General features: G+C 57.9%; 22 protein-coding genes. 16 read left to right on the top strand and 6 right to left on the bottom strand.

The window, feature by feature from the left end:
* Positions 1-8 precede the first annotated feature (8 nt).
* Both ACZYHG_RS25750 and ACZYHG_RS25745 read left to right on the top strand, forming a co-directional pair.
* Positions 9-980, top strand: a complete 972-nt coding sequence (locus ACZYHG_RS25750; protein WP_464610933.1) for a beta-ketoacyl-ACP synthase III — start codon at positions 9-11, stop codon at positions 978-980.
* 88 nt (positions 981-1,068) lie between these two features.
* On the top strand, positions 1,069-1,404 hold the full coding sequence (locus tag ACZYHG_RS25745; RefSeq protein ID WP_464610932.1) for an integration host factor subunit alpha: 336 nt from the start codon (positions 1,069-1,071) through the stop codon (positions 1,402-1,404).
* Positions 1,405-1,407: 3 nt separating this feature from the next.
* On the opposite strand, the gene ACZYHG_RS25740 is transcribed toward ACZYHG_RS25745, so the two are convergent.
* A complete protein-coding gene (locus ACZYHG_RS25740) occupies positions 1,408-1,620 on the bottom strand; it encodes a hypothetical protein (RefSeq protein ID WP_464610931.1) in 213 nt (70 codons plus the stop codon).
* Here ACZYHG_RS25740 and ACZYHG_RS25735 point away from each other — a divergent pair.
* Both ACZYHG_RS25735 and ACZYHG_RS25730 read left to right on the top strand, forming a co-directional pair.
* Positions 1,619-2,158 carry a MerR family transcriptional regulator gene (locus ACZYHG_RS25735; RefSeq protein WP_027028529.1) on the top strand — a complete coding sequence of 180 codons (540 nt, stop codon included), beginning with the start codon at positions 1,619-1,621 and terminating at the stop codon, positions 2,156-2,158. The genes ACZYHG_RS25740 and ACZYHG_RS25735 overlap by 2 nt on opposite strands.
* Before the next feature lie 95 nt (positions 2,159-2,253).
* Positions 2,254-2,556, top strand: a complete 303-nt coding sequence (locus tag ACZYHG_RS25730) for a hypothetical protein (RefSeq protein WP_464610930.1) — start codon at positions 2,254-2,256, stop codon at positions 2,554-2,556.
* A 71-nt stretch (positions 2,557-2,627) separates the two neighbouring features.
* Here the strand turns inward: ACZYHG_RS25730 and ACZYHG_RS25725 are convergent, their stop codons facing one another.
* Together ACZYHG_RS25725 and ACZYHG_RS25720 are read right to left on the bottom strand one after the other, a co-directional pair.
* A complete protein-coding gene (locus ACZYHG_RS25725; RefSeq protein ID WP_464610929.1) occupies positions 2,628-3,611 on the bottom strand; it encodes an ATP-grasp fold amidoligase family protein in 984 nt (327 codons plus the stop codon).
* A 101-nt stretch (positions 3,612-3,712) separates the two neighbouring features.
* Entirely contained in the window at positions 3,713-4,585 is an 873-nt protein-coding gene (locus ACZYHG_RS25720) for an ATP-grasp fold amidoligase family protein (RefSeq protein ID WP_464610928.1), read from the bottom strand.
* 267 nt (positions 4,586-4,852) lie between these two features.
* Between ACZYHG_RS25720 and ACZYHG_RS25715 the strand changes: the two genes are divergently transcribed.
* Positions 4,853-5,173 carry a hypothetical protein gene (locus ACZYHG_RS25715; protein WP_464610927.1) on the top strand — a complete coding sequence of 107 codons (321 nt, stop codon included), beginning with the start codon at positions 4,853-4,855 and terminating at the stop codon, positions 5,171-5,173.
* 137 nt (positions 5,174-5,310) lie between these two features.
* Here the strand turns inward: ACZYHG_RS25715 and ACZYHG_RS25710 are convergent, their stop codons facing one another.
* A complete protein-coding gene (locus ACZYHG_RS25710) occupies positions 5,311-5,925 on the bottom strand; it encodes a hypothetical protein (RefSeq protein WP_464610926.1) in 615 nt (204 codons plus the stop codon).
* Between the two features lie 285 nt (positions 5,926-6,210).
* Between ACZYHG_RS25710 and ACZYHG_RS25705 the strand changes: the two genes are divergently transcribed.
* From ACZYHG_RS25705 to ACZYHG_RS25685, 5 genes are all read left to right on the top strand, one after another.
* Complete coding sequence (locus ACZYHG_RS25705) at positions 6,211-6,495, top strand: helix-turn-helix domain-containing protein (RefSeq protein ID WP_464610925.1); 285 nt, start codon at positions 6,211-6,213, stop codon at positions 6,493-6,495.
* 182 nt (positions 6,496-6,677) lie between these two features.
* Complete coding sequence (locus ACZYHG_RS25700) at positions 6,678-7,139, top strand: YbaK/EbsC family protein (protein ID WP_464610924.1); 462 nt, start codon at positions 6,678-6,680, stop codon at positions 7,137-7,139.
* A gap of 314 nt (positions 7,140-7,453) precedes the next feature.
* Complete coding sequence (locus ACZYHG_RS25695) at positions 7,454-8,389, top strand: tyrosine-type recombinase/integrase (RefSeq protein ID WP_464614789.1); 936 nt, start codon at positions 7,454-7,456, stop codon at positions 8,387-8,389.
* Between the two features lie 351 nt (positions 8,390-8,740).
* On the top strand, positions 8,741-8,950 hold the full coding sequence (locus ACZYHG_RS25690) for a hypothetical protein (protein ID WP_464610923.1): 210 nt from the start codon (positions 8,741-8,743) through the stop codon (positions 8,948-8,950).
* A gap of 263 nt (positions 8,951-9,213) precedes the next feature.
* On the top strand, positions 9,214-9,447 hold the full coding sequence (locus tag ACZYHG_RS25685; protein WP_464610922.1) for a helix-turn-helix transcriptional regulator: 234 nt from the start codon (positions 9,214-9,216) through the stop codon (positions 9,445-9,447).
* 915 nt (positions 9,448-10,362) lie between these two features.
* Here the strand turns inward: ACZYHG_RS25685 and ACZYHG_RS25680 are convergent.
* Positions 10,363-10,674 (bottom strand): DUF982 domain-containing protein, encoded by a 312-nt coding sequence (locus tag ACZYHG_RS25680; RefSeq protein ID WP_464610921.1) that lies wholly within the window; start codon positions 10,672-10,674, stop codon positions 10,363-10,365.
* Between the two features lie 1,047 nt (positions 10,675-11,721).
* Complete coding sequence (locus ACZYHG_RS25675; RefSeq protein ID WP_464614788.1) at positions 11,722-11,994, bottom strand: VanZ family protein; 273 nt, start codon at positions 11,992-11,994, stop codon at positions 11,722-11,724.
* A 231-nt stretch (positions 11,995-12,225) separates the two neighbouring features.
* Here ACZYHG_RS25675 and ACZYHG_RS25670 point away from each other — a divergent pair, with 231 nt between their 5' ends.
* From ACZYHG_RS25670 to ACZYHG_RS25645, 6 genes are all read left to right on the top strand, one after another.
* A complete protein-coding gene (locus tag ACZYHG_RS25670; protein WP_464610920.1) occupies positions 12,226-13,503 on the top strand; it encodes an acyltransferase family protein in 1,278 nt (425 codons plus the stop codon).
* Positions 13,504-13,598: 95 nt separating this feature from the next.
* Entirely contained in the window at positions 13,599-14,738 is a 1,140-nt protein-coding gene (locus ACZYHG_RS25665; protein WP_464610919.1) for an acyltransferase family protein, read from the top strand.
* Between the two features lie 290 nt (positions 14,739-15,028).
* Positions 15,029-15,304 (top strand): hypothetical protein, encoded by a 276-nt coding sequence (locus tag ACZYHG_RS25660; RefSeq protein ID WP_464610918.1) that lies wholly within the window; start codon positions 15,029-15,031, stop codon positions 15,302-15,304.
* A gap of 618 nt (positions 15,305-15,922) precedes the next feature.
* Entirely contained in the window at positions 15,923-16,204 is a 282-nt protein-coding gene (locus ACZYHG_RS25655; protein ID WP_464610917.1) for a Crp/Fnr family transcriptional regulator, read from the top strand.
* Positions 16,205-16,576: 372 nt separating this feature from the next.
* Positions 16,577-17,347, top strand: coding sequence for a response regulator transcription factor (locus ACZYHG_RS25650; protein ID WP_464610916.1), 771 nt, complete (start codon positions 16,577-16,579; stop codon positions 17,345-17,347).
* Between the two features lie 199 nt (positions 17,348-17,546).
* Complete coding sequence (locus ACZYHG_RS25645) at positions 17,547-19,871, top strand: AGE family epimerase/isomerase (RefSeq protein ID WP_464614787.1); 2,325 nt, start codon at positions 17,547-17,549, stop codon at positions 19,869-19,871.
* Positions 19,872-19,898: the final 27 nt, after the last annotated feature.

The raw sequence follows: 19,898 nt of genomic DNA, 5'->3' as shown, positions 1-19,898 counted from the left end.
AAAGAACTTTGATCAGATCAGTCGTGCGCGGCACCGGTGCCGCGCTGCCCCGCCGCATCATGAAGAATGCCGATTTCGAAGGCATGGTCGAAACCTCGGACGAGTGGATCGCCCAGCGCACCGGCATCCGCCAGCGTCATATCGCGGCCGACGACGAGACGACGGCTTCGCTGGGCGAGGCGGCGGCCCGCGCCGCCCTTGCCAATGCGGGGCTGACGCCTGGTGACATCGACCTGATCGTGCTGGCGACGTCGACGCCCAACAACACATTCCCGGCGACCGCGGTCGAGATCCAGAACCGGCTCGGCATGCATCACGGCTTTGCCTTCGACATGCAGGCGGTGTGCTCGGGCTTCGTCTATGCGGTGACGACGGCTGATCTCTACATTCGCGGCGGCCTTGCCAAACGCGTACTGGTGATCGGCTCGGAGACATTCTCGCGCATTCTCGACTGGAGCGACCGCTCCACCTGCGTGCTGTTCGGCGACGGCGCCGGCGCCCTGGTCCTGGAAGCAGGTGAGGGGACCGGCACGATCGCCGACCACGGCGTCCTGGCGGCCAGCCTGCGCTCCGATGGCGCACACAAGGACAAGCTTTTCGTCGACGGCGGACCGTCGACGACGGGTACGGTCGGCCACCTCAGGATGGAGGGCCGTGAAGTCTTCAAGCATGCGGTCGGCATGATCACCGACGTCATCGAGGCGACCTTCTCACAGGCCGGCATCACCGCCGAGGATCTCGACTGGTTCGTGCCGCATCAGGCCAATAAACGAATTATTGACGCTTCGGCCAAGAAGCTCGGGATTGCTGAACAAAAGGTGGTGGTTACGGTCGATTTGCACGGTAACACCTCGGCTGCTTCCGTGCCGCTGGCGCTGTCGGTCGCCGTTGCCGATGGCCGCATCAAGAAGGGCGACCTCGTCCTTCTGGAAGCGATGGGGGGCGGCTTCACCTGGGGTGCGGTTCTGGTTCGCTGGTAAGTGCCGAACAGTCCGGTTCGGTCCTTGACCTTGCCGGATCAATTACTTAGGCTCTGCCGTTGTTGTGCCGATTTTGTGTTTTGAACTGATGGGACGGTCGCATGGGGGAAAGACACTTACGCGCGCCGACCTTGCCGAGGCCGTGTACCGAAAGGTTGGTCTGTCGCGCACTGAATCCGCCGAACTCGTCGAAGCCGTTTTGGACGAAATCTGCGAAGCCATCGTCCGCGGCGAGACGGTAAAACTGTCGTCTTTTGCGACATTCCATGTCCGCTCCAAGAACGAGCGGATCGGGCGCAATCCCAAGACCGGTGAAGAGGTGCCGATCCTGCCGCGCCGGGTGATGACCTTCAAATCGTCGAACGTGCTGAAGAACCGGATCTTGCGCTCCCACCAGAACAGCAAGGCCAAGGGCGGCAAATAGCCTCTATTGTACGGTTGAAAACCGGCCCCGCCATGACGCCGGGCTTGAATATTGCTTCACAAACCGCTGAAATAAGGTCCAATTCGGCAGCATGGCCGGATTGGTTTTCAGCGTATGATCCATTCCGCGCAAACGGAATGCGCTTCTCTCTTCATTGAGATTGATCTCGCCTGAAGACCGTTCCGGATCACGCTCCAGCGTGAGGATTTCGCCCATGGACAAGAGCCCTGACGCCTTCCGCACCATCAGCGAGGTCGCCGAAGATCTCGACTTGCCCCAGCATGTGTTGCGCTTCTGGGAGACTCGCTTCAACCAGATCAAGCCGATGAAGCGCGGCGGCGGCCGTCGCTATTACCGGCCGCAGGATGTCGAGTTGATCAAGGGCATTCGTCACATGCTCTACGACCAGGGCTATACGATCAAAGGCGTGCAGAAGCTGCTGCGCGAAAACGGCAATCATTTCCTGGTCGCCATCGGCAATGGCGATATGGCCGCCGTCGAGGCGATTTCGCAACGAAAGCAGGCAGATCAGGTGCCGCTGACGCCGGCAGCGCAGCCGCGTGGCGGCGATGATGAGTTGGTTGGCCAGCCAAGGGTCAAGCCCAGCCGCCGCTTTTTCGGCCTGGGCAAGAGCGACGAGGAAGGTCCGGTTACGCCGGACGCGTCGAAACTGTCGCGCGACAATCGCGCGCTGCTGCAGGAGGCGCTGTTCGACCTCCTGGAATGCAAGCGTCTGCTTGACCAGGTGCGCTGACCGCCGCGAAGCGCTTTAAAACCTCGAAACTGGAACCCGCCTTGGGGTGGGGCGTTACGTTTCCTTCTGCACGAAGCAAGACAAGGAAACGCATGATGGCATCATTTTCGACCCTTTCGGACATCGACCTGGAAAAGCAGGTCGCGGTTCTCTCGAAAGAAATCGCGGCGTTGCGCAAGGCAGTCTCGAAGCGGGGCGGCGCATATTACGAAGATGGTCGTGATGCGGCGCTCGACACCTATTCCGATCTTGCCGGACGTCTGCGCGATGCCATGCCGGCAATCCGCAAACAGGGCAGGGTGATCGAAAAATCGGCCCGCGACCATCCGACGGCCGCCGCCGCGGTTGGGCTCGTGGTGCTCGGCCTGGCCGCCAGCCTGCTGTTCAGCCGGCGCTGACTACTAGCCCGGAACGAGTGATTTAGGGAAGAAAATGGCGGCCCGCCTTCGGGCGCGGCCGCCATTCCGATTCATGTCAGCGATTCCTGCTGTCGCTCCCGGCATCTGGCGCGAAGTGCGTCGGCATAGAGTCGCACGGCGCCCTTGTGCTGCTGCCGCAGGAATGCGGACTGGTCGAGCCGCCAAAGCCGCTCGATTTCGCCGGCGAACGCCGGATTGGTGGTGGTGCCATAGCCGGCGCCGGGATAGACGACGATCTCGCCGCCATAGAGGCAATTGTCGGTGACCAGGAAGTCGATGCGGATATAGTCGAGGTTGCCGGCGATGACCGGGGCGATCGATATCGCCTGACGGACGTAGTCGAGAAGCCGCGTGTTGACAGGCACTGCCTGATCCTCGCGGGGATAGTCCGGATCGCGCCCAGGCAATGGATTGGCGTCCCGGTCAAGGAGCAGCGAACGCGCCGCTACCTTATCCTCGACCCAGGCATGCGTTACCACACCGCCGCAGACATGCACTTTGATATCAGTCGCGATCCTTGCGCCGGAAAGCGCCAGCCGCTCTTCCACGAAAACGGTGGGGACGACGGGCCAATAGGCCCACTCGCCATTGCGGCGGCCATAGATTTTTCTCAGCCAGTGCCTCGCCTTGGCGACGATGAAGCCATGATTGGGGGTGCCATTGGCAACGAATATATTCATCGCGCAGCCGTGGTTTGTCTTGACGATGACATCGCCGGCCAGCAGGTCGAGAGGAATGTCGGCGGGGTCGCGGCCGGACCAGAGCGTCTGGGGCACGGCAAGTTCGGGGCACGCGCTGTTGATATGAGCCTTGGCTGCGAGCTTGTCGGTCAGCGTCACGAACAGGGGATTGCGGTCGACGATTTTCCGCCAGAGCAACATTTCATGGTACGTTTCGGGCGTGGCCAGATTGGGCAGATAGCCGAGTTTTATCAGGAAGCGCACCGTGAGCGCGGGGTGACGAAGGGTCAGCAACAACCCTGCGACCGACAGAATAAAGCCTCCTGTCCAGGAAAAACTGGCCTTGGCAGTCATCAGGCATACCCGGCCATTGTTGGCTCATTCCGATCCGGGCGGATCGCCGGCCAGATGTATTCATCCCGTATCGCGATTTGTGCTTTCGTAAAAGGCTCTTGTCAGCGGTTTGCGCCGCTCTGACATCTGGCGCGAAGAGCGTTCGCATAAAGGCCCATTGCTCCCCTGTGCCGCCGGCGCAGGAATGCGGATTGATCGAGCCGCCAGAGCCGCTCGATCTCCGCGGCGATCGCCGGGTTCGTCCATGTGCCATAGCCGGCGGCCGTATAGATAACGATTTCGCCGGCATGGAGCTGCTCGTCGGTGACCAGGAAGTCGATCCGGACATAGTCGAGGTCTCCGGCTATGCCGGGTGCCATTGAGATCGCCTGGGTGACATAGTCGATGAGCCGCGCATTGACAGGCAAGGCCTGATCTTCGCGGGGATAGTCCGGATCGCGGCCGGGCAATGGGTTGCCTTCCCGGTCGAACAGCAGTGAACGCTTGGCGTGCTTATCCTCGACCCAGACATGGGAGATCTCGCCGCTGCAGATATGGACCTTGATGTCGGTGGCGATCGACCCGCCGCAAAGCGGCAGCCGCTCCTCCACGAAAACGGTCGGAACGATGGGCCAATAGGCCCATTCGCCATCGCGCCGGCCATAAGTCTTATTGAGCCAATGCCTCGCCTTGCGAACGACAGCAGCGCGATCGGGCTCACCCTTGGAAACGAACATATTCATGGCGCAGCCATGGTTTGCCTTGACCACGACGTCGCCGGCCAGCAAGCCCGGCGGGATGTCGGCAGGGTTGCGTCCGGACCAGAGCGTCCGAGGCACGGCGATCCCGGGACAGGCGTCACGGATATGAGCCTTGGCTGCGAGCTTGTCGGTCAGCGTCACGAACAGCGGATTGCGATCGAGGATCTTTCGCCAGAGCAAAAGCTCATGGTAGCGCACGGGCGCCGCCGGATTGGGCAGATATCCCATCTTCATGACAAATCGCACGATAAGGGCAGGGTGGCGAAGCATCAGCCACAATCGCGCGACCGACAGGACAAGGCGGTTTGTCCGGGAAAGATTGGCCGTCATCGGGATACCCGGTTGGCGAAGGCTGATCGGTGCAGGTACCGGTCAGAAACATCCCTTGCCGTATCGCGATTTGGCTCCGCGTGAAAGATTTCGCTGATCGTTGCGGTATCGGAGCGGCGCCGAAAATCCTGGGCCAGCAATGTCATCAGGCGAAATTCGATCGGCCGATTCATGTCGGGCCTGGCATTGCACAGCCAGGAGAAGACCAGCCTTGAACAAGAAGCCAAGGCCGGTCTTCTCGTTGGCGGTCTGGTATTAGGCCTTCTTCACCATCTTCTTCATGTGGTGGTGATGATGATGGTGGTGGTGGTGCCAGTGGTGGTGGCGATGATGATGGTGGTGACGATGATGATGATGCTTTGCCATCGGGGCCGCTTCCGCGCTGGTTGCGCCGATCATAGGAACCGTGAAAGCAACTGCAGCTGCAAGCCCGAGGGCCGAGACGAGGGACTTCTTCATGGATCGTTTCCTTTTTTTCGCAGGCAGATATAAATCGGGTCGATAGCCCGACCGCCGCGAATGGGATTACGCGCCCACTTTTTTTCGTCAGTATTTCCCGATTGTAGAATTTTGTTTCTGGACTGTTTCTGGGAAATCCAGGTTGGTCGCCACCACCGGGAGGCCGAAAATTACATCGGCGGAACCACGCCATTGGTTCCGACAACCACGCGGCTGGAACTCAGCGTGCCGTCAGCCTCACGCTGAGCGTTGACGAAGACGGTCGCGCCCGGCTTGAGATCGGTCGGCGTGGCCGGGGCAAAGGTCACGACTGGCGTGCTGTCGGGGATCGAAATCTTCTTTGTCTGCCCATTGTCGTAGGTCAGGGTTACGGCTCGCCCGTTGATGTCGGTGACGTCGGCCACGGTGCCATTGGTCATGCGGCTGTTCGGCTGCAGGTCCCAGGGGCGGTCACCCTCGCCGGTGCCTTTCAAGGCGGCCGGGAAAATCACCACTTCCAGTGCGCCGCTGCCGCCATCCGCCTTCGAAACCGAGGCGATGCCGAGAAAATCGCCCTGCTTGATGTCTTTTTCGGAGGCGCTGGCGACACCCGAGATCTTCCAGCCGGTATTGAGCTTGATCGCGGAGGTATCACCTTGGCGGGTTTTTACGGTGAGCAGCGATGGGTCAAAACTGACCACGGTGCCGCGCACGCGCACCGCGTCAGCCGCTTGAGCACCGCTCACGGCGGCAACGGAAAGGCTGGAGATCGTGCCGAGCACGACCATGACTGTCTTGAAGTTCATTGCAGGGATCCTTCTGGGAACGGGCTGGCTGAAACCGGATGGTTTTCACCCCAGCGCATCAGAACAACGAACAGGTGGGCCTAAACCTCCGGGCAAAAAGGTGCCGGGTGTTCAAAAGAACTTGATGGCGCCGATATGTGTGAAACCGCCGCGTCGCAGGCCAGAGGTTCACGATAGCGTGACGGCCTGTTTGGCTCTTGGCAAATCGCTGGCGAGCGGGCATGTTCCGGCCGTCTCAGGCAACGCTCCATTTTGATCAAACGCTTTCAGCCACCGGAGTTGCCAATGCCCCACAATGCAACAAGCCATGCCCTCTCCGAACCGTTAGCCAGTGAGATCGGGCCGGATTACACCACCCTCAGAGCCATGCGGGAAACCCGCGGATACAGCGTGGAAGAGCTTTCCCTGACTTGCGGCCTCTCGGTCGGCGAGATCGAGGACATCGAGAACGGCCGGGCGGCCGATCCCTCGAAGCTGCGCCGTATCGCGTCCGCGCTTCGGTTGCCCCAGGACGCTCTCATCGCTTCCGCCGCACCGACGCCGGCCGCGCAAGGTCGACCGCAGGCATAGATCAGTACAGTCATGCAAGAGAACCCGCCAAGGCCCGTTTGGCGGGTTTCTTGCTGATTTGACAGTGTTCTCCGGCAGGCCAGGCTTGCCCATTTGCCGATCGCACGTGTTTATACGGGCTGCATCCAAATCCCTGCCAATCGCCTAGCCCTGAATAGGGTTTGACCCATGGTTTTTCCGATATGAGCCTGGACTCCGTTCGTGCCTTCTTCGCCGCTCATGCGCCCGATATCGAGGTCATCGTCACGCAGGCAAGTTCAGCGACGGTGACGCTGGCGGCTGAAGCGCATGGCGTTCTGCCGGCGCAGATCGCCAAGACCATCTGCCTGCGCGTCGGCGACCGCACCATGCTGGTCGTAACCAGCGGCATCGCCAGGCTGGACAACCGCAAGTTCAAGGACCGGTTCGGCGGCAAACCGCGCATGCTGGACGCAGAGGAAGTTGTCGCCGCCACGAGCCATCCGGTCGGCGGCGTCTGCCCCTTCGGCCTGCCGGCGCCGCTGCCGGTCTATTGCGACGTCTCGCTGCGCGAATTCGACGAGGTGGTGCCTGCTGCCGGCGCCACCAACGCGGCCGTGCGGATTGCACCGGATAGGATGGTTGAGCTTACAGGCGCGGAGTGGGTGGATGTGTGCCAGGCTTGAATGCCCAATCCAATTCGAGCTGAAACCAGCAGGGTACGGGAAGCGGCATTCGAGAATTGGCTGATCTGGCCAGGCGGACTTCGGGGGCAAGTCCTGCTTCAAAATGGTCGGAGTGGCCGGATTCGAACCGACGACCCCTTGACCCCCAGTCAAGTCTCAAGCCTCCCGACGTCTAACATTGCAAACCATCCGAGCGCGCCGCATGCCTTGTAATGCAAGGCTTTGAGTATGTCTGCAAATGATACTAACATCGGGTAACGCCGCCAACCACACGAAATTCGTTACCCCTGGTTGCCCGGAAGGGGCATTTGACCATGGCAAGCGTGCTCACAGTGAAGGCCGTCGAGGCCGCCAAGCCTGACCCAAACGGCCGGCGCGAGATCCCCGACGGTGGCTGTCGCGGCCTCTATCTGGTCATCCAGTCGAGCGGCGCAAAATCATGGGCCCTCCGATACCGCTTCGGGGGCAAATCGCAGAAGCTGACCATGCCACGTGCTCAATACCCGGCTATCAGACCCGCCAGTGGGCGGGCCTGTTTTGGGACAGGGACACACGCTCAGCGAGGCCAGGAGGGCAGCGGAGCGCGCGCTGGCGGCCGTGTCGGAGGTGTGGACCCGGCAAAGGCCAAGAAGGCGGCTATCGAGGCTGCCAAGCCGGTTTCCGAGGATGCCTTGGCCGAGAAGCAGGCCGCAGCCGAACGCGATCTGGTGCGAAACCAAGCCGCCGCCTTCGTTGAAGGATGGTGCAAGGCGCAGAAGAACCGATCTTGGCCCGAGGTCGAGCGGCAATTCAAAGCCGAGATCAATCCGGTTTTGGGCGATCGCCACGTAGCTCACGTCACAAAGCGAGACGTGAAGGACCTTCTAAAAGCTATTGTCGCCCGCGGATCGCTTGTCACGGCAAATAGGGTTTTTGCCACGTTGCGAAAATTCTTTGGCTGGCTCGTTGACGAGGACGTCATTGCTGGATCGCCGTGTGATGGGATCACCAAACCGACCGAGGAGACGCCTCGCGAGCGAGTGCTTACCGATCCCGAATTGCAAGACGTCTGGCGCGGTACAGGGGCATTTGAATATCCCTTCGGACCGATGTGGCGTCTGCTCCTGCTGACCGGTCAGCGCCGCGAGGAAGTTGCCGGAATCGAATGGTCGGAACTGGCCTTGGGCGGGAACTGGCCAGAATGGAGGCTGCCGGGGTCTCGGACAAAAATGGTAAACCGCATTCGGTGCCATTGTCGCATCTGGTGGTAGGCATCCTGGGGCAGTCGCCTCGCGAGCCGGTCATTGCCGCCAGCGGCAAGAAGATTGAGCCTAAGTTCGCGTTCACCACTACCGGCGAAACTCACGTCTCTGGATACAGTCGATCAAAGGCGCGGCTGGACGCCGAGATAGGACGGTTGCGAGCGGAGGCCAACGGAGACGCCGAACCTATGCCGCCTTGGGGGCTGCACGATCTTCGCCGCACGGTAGCAACCCGACTGGCCGGCTTCGGCGTTCGCCTAGAGGTTATCGCCGTTTGCAGGGATCGTCGGCGTCTATCAGAAGCACGATTTCGAGGCCGAGAAGCGACAGGGGCTCGAAGCTTGGACGCGATATGTCGAGTTGCTGGTCGACGAGACGCTGTGGCCAAAGTTTGAGGAGTGGAGAGTTGACGGCGATCGTGAGGAAGAGACAGCCCGTAGCCGGGAATTCAATGCCGCCATTCTTGAGGGCGGCCCGCGCTGGCTAAGCGTGTTGGCTGCTATCCGCGGCGATCAAGACGAGGTTGTCGTGAAGCTGTCCCTTGGCCGTGCCCGGGAACGCCTTGCGTAAGACTTCGAGGAATCCTTGCCAACGTCCAGTTGCATAACGATTGCTGGTGATCTAACATGAGACATGTTTTGCGGCGAGGCCGTGAAACTTCTCTAGGTCTTCGAATACCCCTGCCTCTCGACAATATCGGGAGACCGCAAAAAGCGCCGATGGCGAGCAGGTGACGGGACTGAGCGGCGGATGCCGCGAGCTTCTGGTCTTCAACCAGGCTCGCCGGCTTTTTTTGTTTTTGCGCCGCGAGCATCCTGTTTCTGGAGTTCGCTATGGTCGGAAAACACAACCTCGCTTCCCACAACGAAGAGTCGGCCGCTGACGCCGCATATCTGACGGCGCCACAAATTTTGGCACGTTTCCAGATCAGCGACATGACGCTTTGGCGTTGGTTGCAGGATGAAAAGCTGGGGTTCCCGCGGCCGCTGGTCATCAATCGTCGGCGGCTGTTTCTCAAATCCGCATTGGTTGAATGGGAGCGCACTCGAGCTGGTCAGCCGGCGTGAGCCGACGACAATGCCTGGATGTGCGCTTAGGGACCGCATTGCCAAGGGCCCCGCCACCTTGTCGCCAGATCGCGCCCCTGATCGTGTGTCAAATGCTATCTGGCGCTTTTTAGCTGGCAATCCGAGAGATTGTCTCCATAATCGCGCCGATAATCTCGGTAGGGTAACATTACAGCTGCGTCAATGCCACGGAATCACGCGCGAAAGACCAGCCAGAGGACCGAGATCCAGGCTGAAAGCTCGGCCATAAGCAAGCCGACTTTGCGCGGCGTCGACCGTCGAACCGCCCACGGTCGACGCCATGCCGAGATCCTCGACAGCATCCTGGTTGCCATTGGGGGAACGGTTCGCGACGAGCAAATGATCTTAGCACGACGAGCGGCCGCCCTGACGCAAGTATGCGAAAATGAGGATGGGCGGCTAGCTCACGGCGAAACGATCGACGCCACCAGTTACGTGACGGTAGTGAACGCTTTGGCTCGCCTTTTCGAAAGTCTAGGAATCGATACCGCCCGGCCGCCAGCCGATCGGCCCGGGCGTCTGCCGCCACTTGGCATCTTCAGATGAGTCAGCATTATTCGGATTACCTAAATGCCGCTTCCCATGCACTTCATATCGACAACGTCGCACGATTTCGCAAAAAGCATCCTCGAGTTGGCACTGCGGAGCCGGATTCGGAGCTGGACGGCTTAGCCGCGTCACTCGGCGCGGCCCAAACCGCGGCGGCCTAGATTGAAAAGCTTCTGAGTGCGATCAATCGCGACACAAACAGGCCGGCGGAAAACGCTATTCGAATCCGTGCCGCCGCAATCGCGATTGGAACACGCGACGCTATCTGTCAGAGAGCACCAAGCGCGCTGGTGAGTTCCATTGTGCCTTTTCAAACGAAAAAGTCATCAGCGGTAAAGCTGCATTTCAAATCACGGACCGTGCATCATAGGCCGTCATCCACTCTTCAGCTGTGCGTGCAACCGAGACTTCGATCGCGTCAGGCACAAGAATCCCGTGGGCTCGAGCAAATGCCTCAAAGGCAGTGCAAGCCAACTCAACGTGTTCACCGCGGCCAAGTGCGGAATGGCAAAGCGCTGCGGCCTCCGCATATTTTGCGCTTCGGCTACCGGTCCATTCATCAAGAATCTGATGGGCTTCCTGTACAGTCGATACCAAATGCGGAAGGCCGAGCCCCACGAAAACGTGCACATGGCGGCTGAAGCGCTGAGCAGTCATTTGTTGAACCTCCTTTGGTCGCGCGGTGGCCCAAGTGCCAAGGACAGTGCTTAGGGATGCATGAAAGGCCATCCCTGGCCCGCGAATGATTGCTGTGTTCTCACAACGATGCAACTAAGCCTTACTGATGGAGATCACGATCCGAACGTGCGGCAACGGGGCAGGACTTCAGTATTAGTTGCGCGATTGCTAATATGCATATAAATTAATCAGTGCGGGTTGGGATCGCTTCTAGAACTTTCCTGCATGGCCGGTGCCCCCGCACCGGCTAGATCTTTTTTGATTATGGTCCGTGTCCCGGTAGCCGGGCATAGGCTCGTCAAGCGGAAGTGAGGAGCCGGCAGGGTATTTCTCCGACTTTCTAGAGTCCCCGCGCAAAGCGCCACACGGACAACAGTCCTGTGAACGAGCCAAAAATTCCAATGACCCAGCCAATCCTCGCGACGGCCGCTCGGCGTTGTTCCTTGCGCTCTTGCCGGATCGCGCTCTGGATTTCCGAGTATCCGCTTGCCGTCAGGATCCAGCTGTTAAGCTGGGTTGACCGCCTCCACAACGGGCTATTCTCAACCGCGTCGTCAATCGCCAAGTCGAATCTGTCTGCCTTCCTCAACAGTCGTCGCGTCCGTATCGCTTCGATCTGCTCGGAGTACAACAATGTCTCCCAATGACGTTTGTACCGTGCCCGCTCGCGTTCCGCGTCCGAGCCAGCGTCTCCAAGGTTGAGTTCATACGCATGGTCGATTGCCTTGATCGTTCGCCGGTACGCGTCAAGTTCCAACAACTCTCTGATTTGTAACGGTATCACCATCGGCCTCCCCAGGCGCACTTCCCCCGGTGAGCCTACTGCTCGGCATAACCTCCAGTCCATTCCACTACTTGGATGATACTGGCGTGCAAAAGGGACTAGCCCCGTCGCCGTGGTTCGATCAATTCAAATTTGCCAGGCGGTTCACCTCGAACCCGTTTTTGCCGGTCTCCACTGATGGAGCGTCCTTACCCGTATCAGTTCAAAACCTCTGTTGTGAATAACAGGAGCGAGCAGAGTTCTTACGGGCGCTGTCGCAACCGACCGTTCCTCGCCATTACACAACCGGCCAAGACCCCGGCAACCCCTGCAGCAGCCTTGATGACAGCGTCATCGACGGCGGGGTGTCGCGTTGGGCTTAACAGTTGCAAGGCTTCAACGCCGAACCCCGCAACAACCACGAGGCAGAGCATCAGGAACCAATTTCGGTGGTATGCGAGCCCGAGCAGCAAGCCAAGGGCCAGAAAAGCGGCTATTCGCTCGGGTTCCGGTCCAAAGTCCGACACGGGCCGCATCCCGATTGGAACAATCGTTACGACGACGATAGCAATAAGGGTTAGCCATGCGGCAATCCGGCAGACGGTCAGAAGCATTCTTCGTCACTAGCAATCAATCAGGCACGCATCTACCCTCAGTTCCATGTCAGCGGTCAGCACTTTGCCGCATATCCGAACGTACTAGCAGGTGCCCTGACCATTTCGGTCTATCATCCCGACTTTGGCGCCTGGCAAAGTGCGGAAAGTGCGATGAAATCTGCCCATCACTATCTGGCGATAGACATACTGCGCATTTTGGCGGCGACCCTGGTGCTGTTGAATCACTTCGCGACATTCGGAGGGCAGGCGGCATCGGTTGTCGACACCAACCAGGCCGCGTTCGGCTTTCTTTCGGCTTTCGCCGGCGTGGGCGCAGTGGGGGTTGAAATCTTCTTTGTAATTTCTGGCTTTGTGATCGCCATGAGTGCTTCCGGCAACGGGGGGGTGTCGCAAGCACTCCAATTCGCACGACTCCGCGCTGTTCGTATATTGCCAGCCTTATGGATATCGGCGTTGATAAGCCTCGCGGCTAGATCTGCCTACGGAGAGGACATATCATCGCTGTCGATGCATTTTTTCAGATCCATTATATTATCACCCAAAGGCCCATACATTGACGGTGTTGTATGGTCATTGGTTGTCGAAGCGGTATTCTATGCGCTCATATTTTTCTCTATAATTTCCCGGTTTCGCGTCTCCCTTTACGGACTGGCAATCTTTATAGGAAGCTGCAGCTCTATCTACATAGCTTCCTTGTTTTTTCTCAATGTCGCGCCGTCGAATGGCTTTTCAACGGATATCATCGCGCTTCTATCACGGTTTCACTTCAAGATATTGCTACTCCAGCACGGCGTCTTTTTCGCGTCTGGGATGATATTGTTTAACTTGAACGGTGATCTGCAGAATTTCCGCCGTACAAAAATGACAACGTTGATGGGCTTTTTCCTCGCAATGGGTGCGTTGGAAATACTGTTCTCGGTAGACAGGGTTTATCCATACAGAATCGCAGCAGTTGGAATCTGGGCTCTATGCGTGATAGCGATAATTCTAAACGTCGTTTCACAGAATGCGGTGAATTCACGCCTTATCGCATATGGCCGAGCGATTAAATTCTGCGGAAAATTGAGTTATCCTCTATATTTAAACCACTACGCCTCTGGGATGATTATTGTCTGGTTTGTAAACTCTTATGGTTTTTCTGCGCCTGTTTCGTTTGGGGCTTCCTTGCTGGCCGTCTTGATTTTAAGCTTGGCTGTCCTCTGGCTGGAGGGCAAGATTTCAACATCGGGCAAGAGGCTGGTTTCACAATCCCGCGTCTGCTTCGCAGGCCAAACGTGCCGGCGACGACACTCGCATCCGGGTGATCGCCGCGGACGGCGCCTTGCGCGCCTCTTGATATGGGCAGCTGCCCTACGGCGCCTGGAAAGCCGTCCGGGCCGCAAGGCTCTGATGCAACCAGTTCAGACGGCCGATTATCCAAAGGAATGACGCCGTACCCAAACGGTGCAGTGGTCGCGACCGGCCATTCGATGTAGCAAAAGCGATCCCTTCGTGGCGTCCGAAGCAAAGGCCCATAACGCCCCATGGACCGCAGACCGCACTACTTCACCCTGGACTTCCTGCGGATATTCTCCGCCATATTGGTGCTACTGAGCCATTTCGCTACATATGCCGCGACGTCGGCATCCGTGACCAGCGGAAAGGATGCGGCCTTCGGGTTCCTATCTGTATTTGCGGGGTTGGGGGCGGCGGGTGTTGCGACCCTTTTTGTGATTTCGGGATTTGCGATTGCAATGAGCGCCTCTCGCGACGGCGGGATGTCCGCAGCCTTGAGGTTCGCTCGTATCCGGGCCACGCGCATCCTGCCTGCCTTGTGGATGTCGGCGCTCGTCAGTTTGGCTGCGCGCAGCTTTTACGGCGAAGACTTCCGAGTTCTAGTGATGGATTTTGCCAGATCTGCAGTTCTATCTCCCAAGGGACCATACATTGACGGTGTCGTCTGGTCGCTCGTTGTGCAGGCGGCTTTCTATTTGTTGGTCGCCGTTTGCGTGATGTCGAAATTTCGCCTGTCCATCTATGACCTGGCAAAATTGATAGGCCTGTCGAGCTCGGCATATCTTCTCGTTTTGAGTGGCCTGCATTTGGCGCCGTCCTCCGCCGGAGCGCAGGGCGCGATAGCTGTGCTCTCCCGCTTCCCGTTCAAAATACTCTTGTTGCAGCACGGCGTGTTCTTCGCGGCCGGTATGGTCTTTTTTATCGCTAGCAATCAAGATCGTGGACCAAGGCCCAGCCATGCGCAGATGGCCACTCTGTTTGTTCTGTTTTCAATGATGGGGATCATTGAGATATTGGTCAATCTGGACAGTCCTGGAGAATATAAATATATAGCGGTTTCACTGTTTGTTTTATTGTTGTTGGTAATGGTGATTGGAAAAATATGGGACCTCGCGATAAGCATAAAAATTGCTACGTACCGAAATTTTGTGAATTATATGGGTCGGATAAGCTATACCATATACCTAAATCACTATGCGTTAGGGATGGTTTTAGTTTGTTTTTTATTTCGTAGCGGACTTCCAGTCTATGCCGTGTTTATCCTGTCTGTTGCCTCGGTCTTGATTGTAAGTGCTAGCGTCACCTGGCTGGAGAGAAAAGTCCAAAACGTCATCAGCGGAAGGTTCGCCCGTCCCGTTTCAGGTGCGACCAAACTGGCGGCCATGTGATGGGTCGGAATACTGACGGCGTAAACCCACGGCAGGTTTTTGTTGGTAACGATGCGTTGGTAGCTGTTGCGGGAGTCCTTAGCAGGATCAGCACCTGCAAATGCCGACCTCTTGCTATCTGGCTGGTGTGGGGAGGTGCGCTGGGTTCCAACCTGTTCAATAAGTTACAGCTAATTTGGTAGGCTCCGCACGCTGTGTCGGGATGTTGAATAGGGCTAGTATGGTGTTCACATTTCTGACGACGGCGTGCGTTGGAGGTTGGTCTGGTTCCGAGAGATTGAGAGATTGAGATGGGAAAAAGGAAGTCACGCTACAGACCAGGCGGCGACCTGCTCGTCGTGCAGGGCAAAAGGCCTAAGGCCATTGCACTTGCTGCGTTGCATGTGAGCGAGGCGCTGCTGCTGGAATTGGAAGCATCCGAAATTCTTACGGCCAGAGAAATCAGGGGGGTGCTGAAAGACGCCGCTACGACGCTGCGAAATGCTGCAGCGGACAATCGCAGTTGCATGGTGGCGAGTGAGATGGTCGAGGCCATCCGTGAAAGTTTCAAGAAAAGCAAAGCCTGATCCGCGCCCTGCAGGCGCTGTTCGCCAAATTGGCTGTGGAGGCAAGCTCCGCTTTGACTTGGGCGGAAAACCACGCCATAGCTTCATCCAATAGGTGTAGCTAATGTAGGCTACTCATCTATTCGAGCCTGATATACATTTACCCTATGGTTGCTAAAAGGAGGGGTTAGTGGGGTTCGATGGCATCTGCATCTCATCCATTTTTGACTGGGAACGAAAATCGTCCTTCATCGGCCCGACTAGACGACGATGACAAGGATTACATCAAAGCGCTCGGCTTCGTGACGAGGCGGTATCCGGCCGAAACAGCGATCGTTGATCAAGGCCAGCACGCTGCTCGTGTCTTCATAATCGAGTTCTGGTTGGGGATGTATATCGCACAATCTCGCTGGCGGTCAGCGTCAGATCCTGGATTTTGCGTTAAAGGGCGACGTTGTCCTGCCGCACTCTTTCCCAGGGACCGCTCCCGAGACTTTCGTCGCCCAGACCGACCTTACGGTATTCGAGGCATCAACCAAGACGTTTGCGCTTGCAGTCGCCAGATCGCCTCGCATAGCTTCCCTGTTTCTTGAAACTCTCGTCCATCAGCGGGCGCTTGTCGCACAGCATCTGACGAATGTGGGGCGGCGCAGCGCCTTGACACGCACAGCACACCTTCTCCTTGAACTGAGGACACGCTTGGAGCGTGTGGGTAGTGCTACTCGCAATGGCTATTCTTGCCCGCTTACCCAATACGACCTCGCCGACGCGTTGGGCCTCACCCCGATCCACGTCAATCGGATGTTGCGAGAATTGCGTGAACGCAAGCTTCTGGAGTTTCGTCAGGGCCATGTCCGGATGCTTGATCGAGAGGGCGTCGCGAAGTTTGCAGACTTCGACGACAGGTATGTCGACAACTGACGCGGCGCCGTATCCACACCTAAGACGCTCCAGTTCCTTTGGGCGGTCCGCCGCATTCGACCGGGTGAGCGGCGAGTTTCACACCGATAACACGAGCCTTTGATACGGTTACGCGCAATGGACCACATCGGGTATCTCGCATCGCGCTAAATTAATTCTCGTTTTTTTACGCTTTTTTAACATACGTTAGTGAAAGCGTGCGGTTTCGCTGATAGCCTGATTGAATTAGACCTGTGACCATGGCGGGGGCCTAGGAACTCACAGTCTGCCAGACTTTGACGCGAACAGAAGATCGTTCGCAGTTTTTCGCTTGTCCCGAAATCCCCGTCTCGTGCCGGTCTCGACCTTGGGTGATGTTTAGGGGTGAGTGGCATGATTGCGGCAATTCAAACAGATACCAAACCGATCCTCGGGCTGGAACTCGTCAGTCAGAAAGGCGGGGGTGCAATACGTCTTCACGGACAGGCCCCTGCTGAAACTTGCCTGGTTCTGCTCGACGAACGTGTGCTTGACCGGCAATGCCTGGCGCAGTGCTTGACCGCTTACCGCGTCGGGAAAGAAATCGTCTCATTTGGCTCTATCGAAGAATGGCAGCTGTGCGAGAATATGCCGTCGGCTTCGGCAATTCTGCTAAACCTGGGAAGTCGGAAGGTGAGTGATGCAAAGACAGGTGAGGCGATAGCCGATCTCGTCAAGAAAGCTCAGCCCGCCCCAGTTGTGATATTGGCTGACACTGACGAGTTGGAGCAAATTCTCAAGGCCCTGAATTATGGGGCAAAAGCGTATATCCCCTCATCGCTCCGGTTCGAGATTTGTGTCGAAGCCATAAACTTCGTCATCGCCGGCGGCACATTTGTTCCGGCAAGTAGCCTTTTGGGGCTACACAAGACCACTGACGCCGACGTCGAAATGCCAAGACCTATGGCGAGCGTGTTTACCGAGCGCCAAGAGGAGGTTGTCCAAGCCCTCAGGCGCGGGAAGGCGAATAAGATAATCGCACACGAGCTCAATCTGCGAGAAAGTACGGTCAAAGTTCATATCCGTAATATCATGAAGAAGTTGAAGGCCACCAACAGGACTGAGGTCGTCTACAAGCTAAACGAGATGTTTCCTGGCACAAGTCAGTCAGCGCGAGCGAGCTGACGGTTTCTGGGCGTCTTGATCTAGCATGCCTTGTGTTGACGGGAATACTCGGCGGCGGCTCTCATGAATTGTGCTGGTGTCGTTCAATTGCAATTCCAGATCACAAGCCCTCCGAGACTTGTGTCGGCTCCGGCTGCCGCGGTTCTCAAGGGAGAACTTTTTGGCAATCTATGTCGCGTCTGAACGGGTTGAAAGTGTCATGACTGGTCGAATTTCCTGTTTTGTGTTGAGCGGCGGAGTCGGTTCCCGGCTGTGGCCGCTGTCTCGGGAGGACAATCCGAAGCAGTTCCATGATTTCGCAGGTGACGGGTCAATGCTGACCCAAACCGTTAAGCGACTGAAGAGCCGCTCCAACACTGACACGCCGATCCATCTGATAGCATCGGAACGGAACGCGGACAGGGTCCGGTCTGACCTTGCCGGAATTGACCTTTCTGGTGGATGTGCTGTCTTCGAACCGGTCGGACGCAACACAGCAGCTGCCGTCGCCACAGCGGCGCTGCACACGATCGCTCGCCATGGCGATGGGATTGTTCTCGTCGTGCCCTCCGATCATGCGATCTCCACCAACCTGGAATTCTGGGAGACAATCGAGAAAGGCGTGCAGGCTGCGGACGAAGGCAGCATTGTTGTGTTTGGCCTGCGTCCAACTCGTCCTGAAGCCGGATATGGCTATATCGAGGCCGGGGCGCCGGCGGGTGAAACCGACATTCGCAACGTGGTTCGCTTCATCGAGAAACCCGAGCTCGAGGTTGCAAAGAGGTACATCGGCGCCGATTCATTTTTCTGGAACACTGGCATCTTTCTTTTCCGCGCGAGCACCATGCGCGAAGCCTTTCTTCGCCATCGTCCCGAGATTTGGAGTCGTGCTGAAAAAGCCCTGGATGCGGCGACGACAAACGTCTCTGGTACTTATCTACCGCTCGATCTCTATGGGTCGATCCCGGCGATCTCGATTGACTACGCCATCATGGAGAAAATCAGCAATATCGCTCTGGTGTCGGCAAGCTTCAGTTGGAGCGACCTTGGCTCTTGGCAATCATTGCTGGATTCAAGCGTGACCGATGATAACGGCAATGTGGTGATCGGCGATGTCGTAGCCATAGATTGCGAGAATTCCTATCTGCGCAGCCGCGGCAGGTTGCTGTCGGCAATCGGATTGAAGAACGTTGCCGTTGTCTCGACAGCCGATGCGACCTTCGTGGCCCCCGTAGCCGAGAGCCAGAATGTAAAGCGGGTTGTCGAGCGGCTTGAAAAATGGGGCCGCCTCGAAACCAAGTTCACGCCTTCCCACAATCATGTTCTGCTGCCGGGTGCCTGGCGCGAGCGTGTTGCACACTGGCTTTTCAATGAGACGTTGCCGCACTGGTCGACCGTGGGCGTGGACGAACGCTACGGCGGATTCCACGAGGCTTTATCACTCGACGGCAAGCCGCTTGCCAAGCCCAAGCGCATGCGAACAATGGCGCGGCAGGTTTATGCGTTTTCGGTCGCCAAGCTGCGCGGATGGGACGGGCCCGCCGACGATATCATCGCGCATGGCATCGCGTTCATGAAGAATGGACGAACCAGTCGAGGTGGATGGGCACGTACCTTCAGCTTCGACGGAGCGGTCGCGGATCCGTGCGAGGATGCCTACGATCATGGCTGCGTCCTTCTGGCCTTGGCATACGCCCACCTGGCGCAAAATCCGGATGCGCTCAGGCTGGGCGAAGAAACGATCGCCTTCGTCGCAGCGCATCTCGAAGATGGGCGTTTGAACGGGTTCCTCGAAACGTCGAGCGGGACTGGGCTACGCCGCAGCAACCCCCACATGCATATGCTGGAAGCCTTCCTGGCGTGGCATACGGCTACTGGCCAGCGAAGCTATCTTCGCCATGCCGCTCGCATCGTCGATCTCTTCCGAACGCATTTTTTCGATGCTGACAGCTGGACGCTTGGGGAGTTTTTCGACGACGAATGGAAGCCGGCGGCGGGCGAGCAGGGTCAATGGACCGAGCCCGGCCACCATTTCGAATGGGCCTCGCTCCTTGTCGAGTTTGCGGCCAAGAGCGGGCAGACGGATCTCATCCCCTATGCCAGAAAGCTCTATGCTTCCGCCATAGCCAATGGGCTCAATCGATCGACAGGATTGGCCTATGGTTCCGTGTCGCGCTCAGCTTTGCCACTGGACGTGATATCGCGCAGCTGGCCCCAGGCGGAGGCGATCAAAGCAGCGATCGCACTCGATGGAACCGGCGGGCCAGACCTGAAGCCGGAGATAGAAATCCGTGTCGGACGCCTGTTTCGCTGGCATATCGACCCGGCGCCCCTCGGACTGTGGATCGACAGGATTGATGAGAAGGGCAGGGCCTTGGCCACTGAAACGCCTGCTAGCATATTCTACCACCTGGTGACGGCCTTGATGCAGTATCTGGACAAGACTGAGGGGGCGATCGTTCGGCCGATATCGACATCGCCTGACACGTCAAGGCCCAGTTTGGACCGAGACATGTTCGATCAGGCTCTTCGGGATTCGGCTTAGAATGCCTTTGTCACAGCGGTGCCGCCT

The sequence above is a fragment of the Mesorhizobium subarcticum genome, assembly GCF_055456085.1.
Note: the sequence above shows the minus strand (reverse complement) of the source record. Positions and strands in the feature narration are given on the sequence as shown.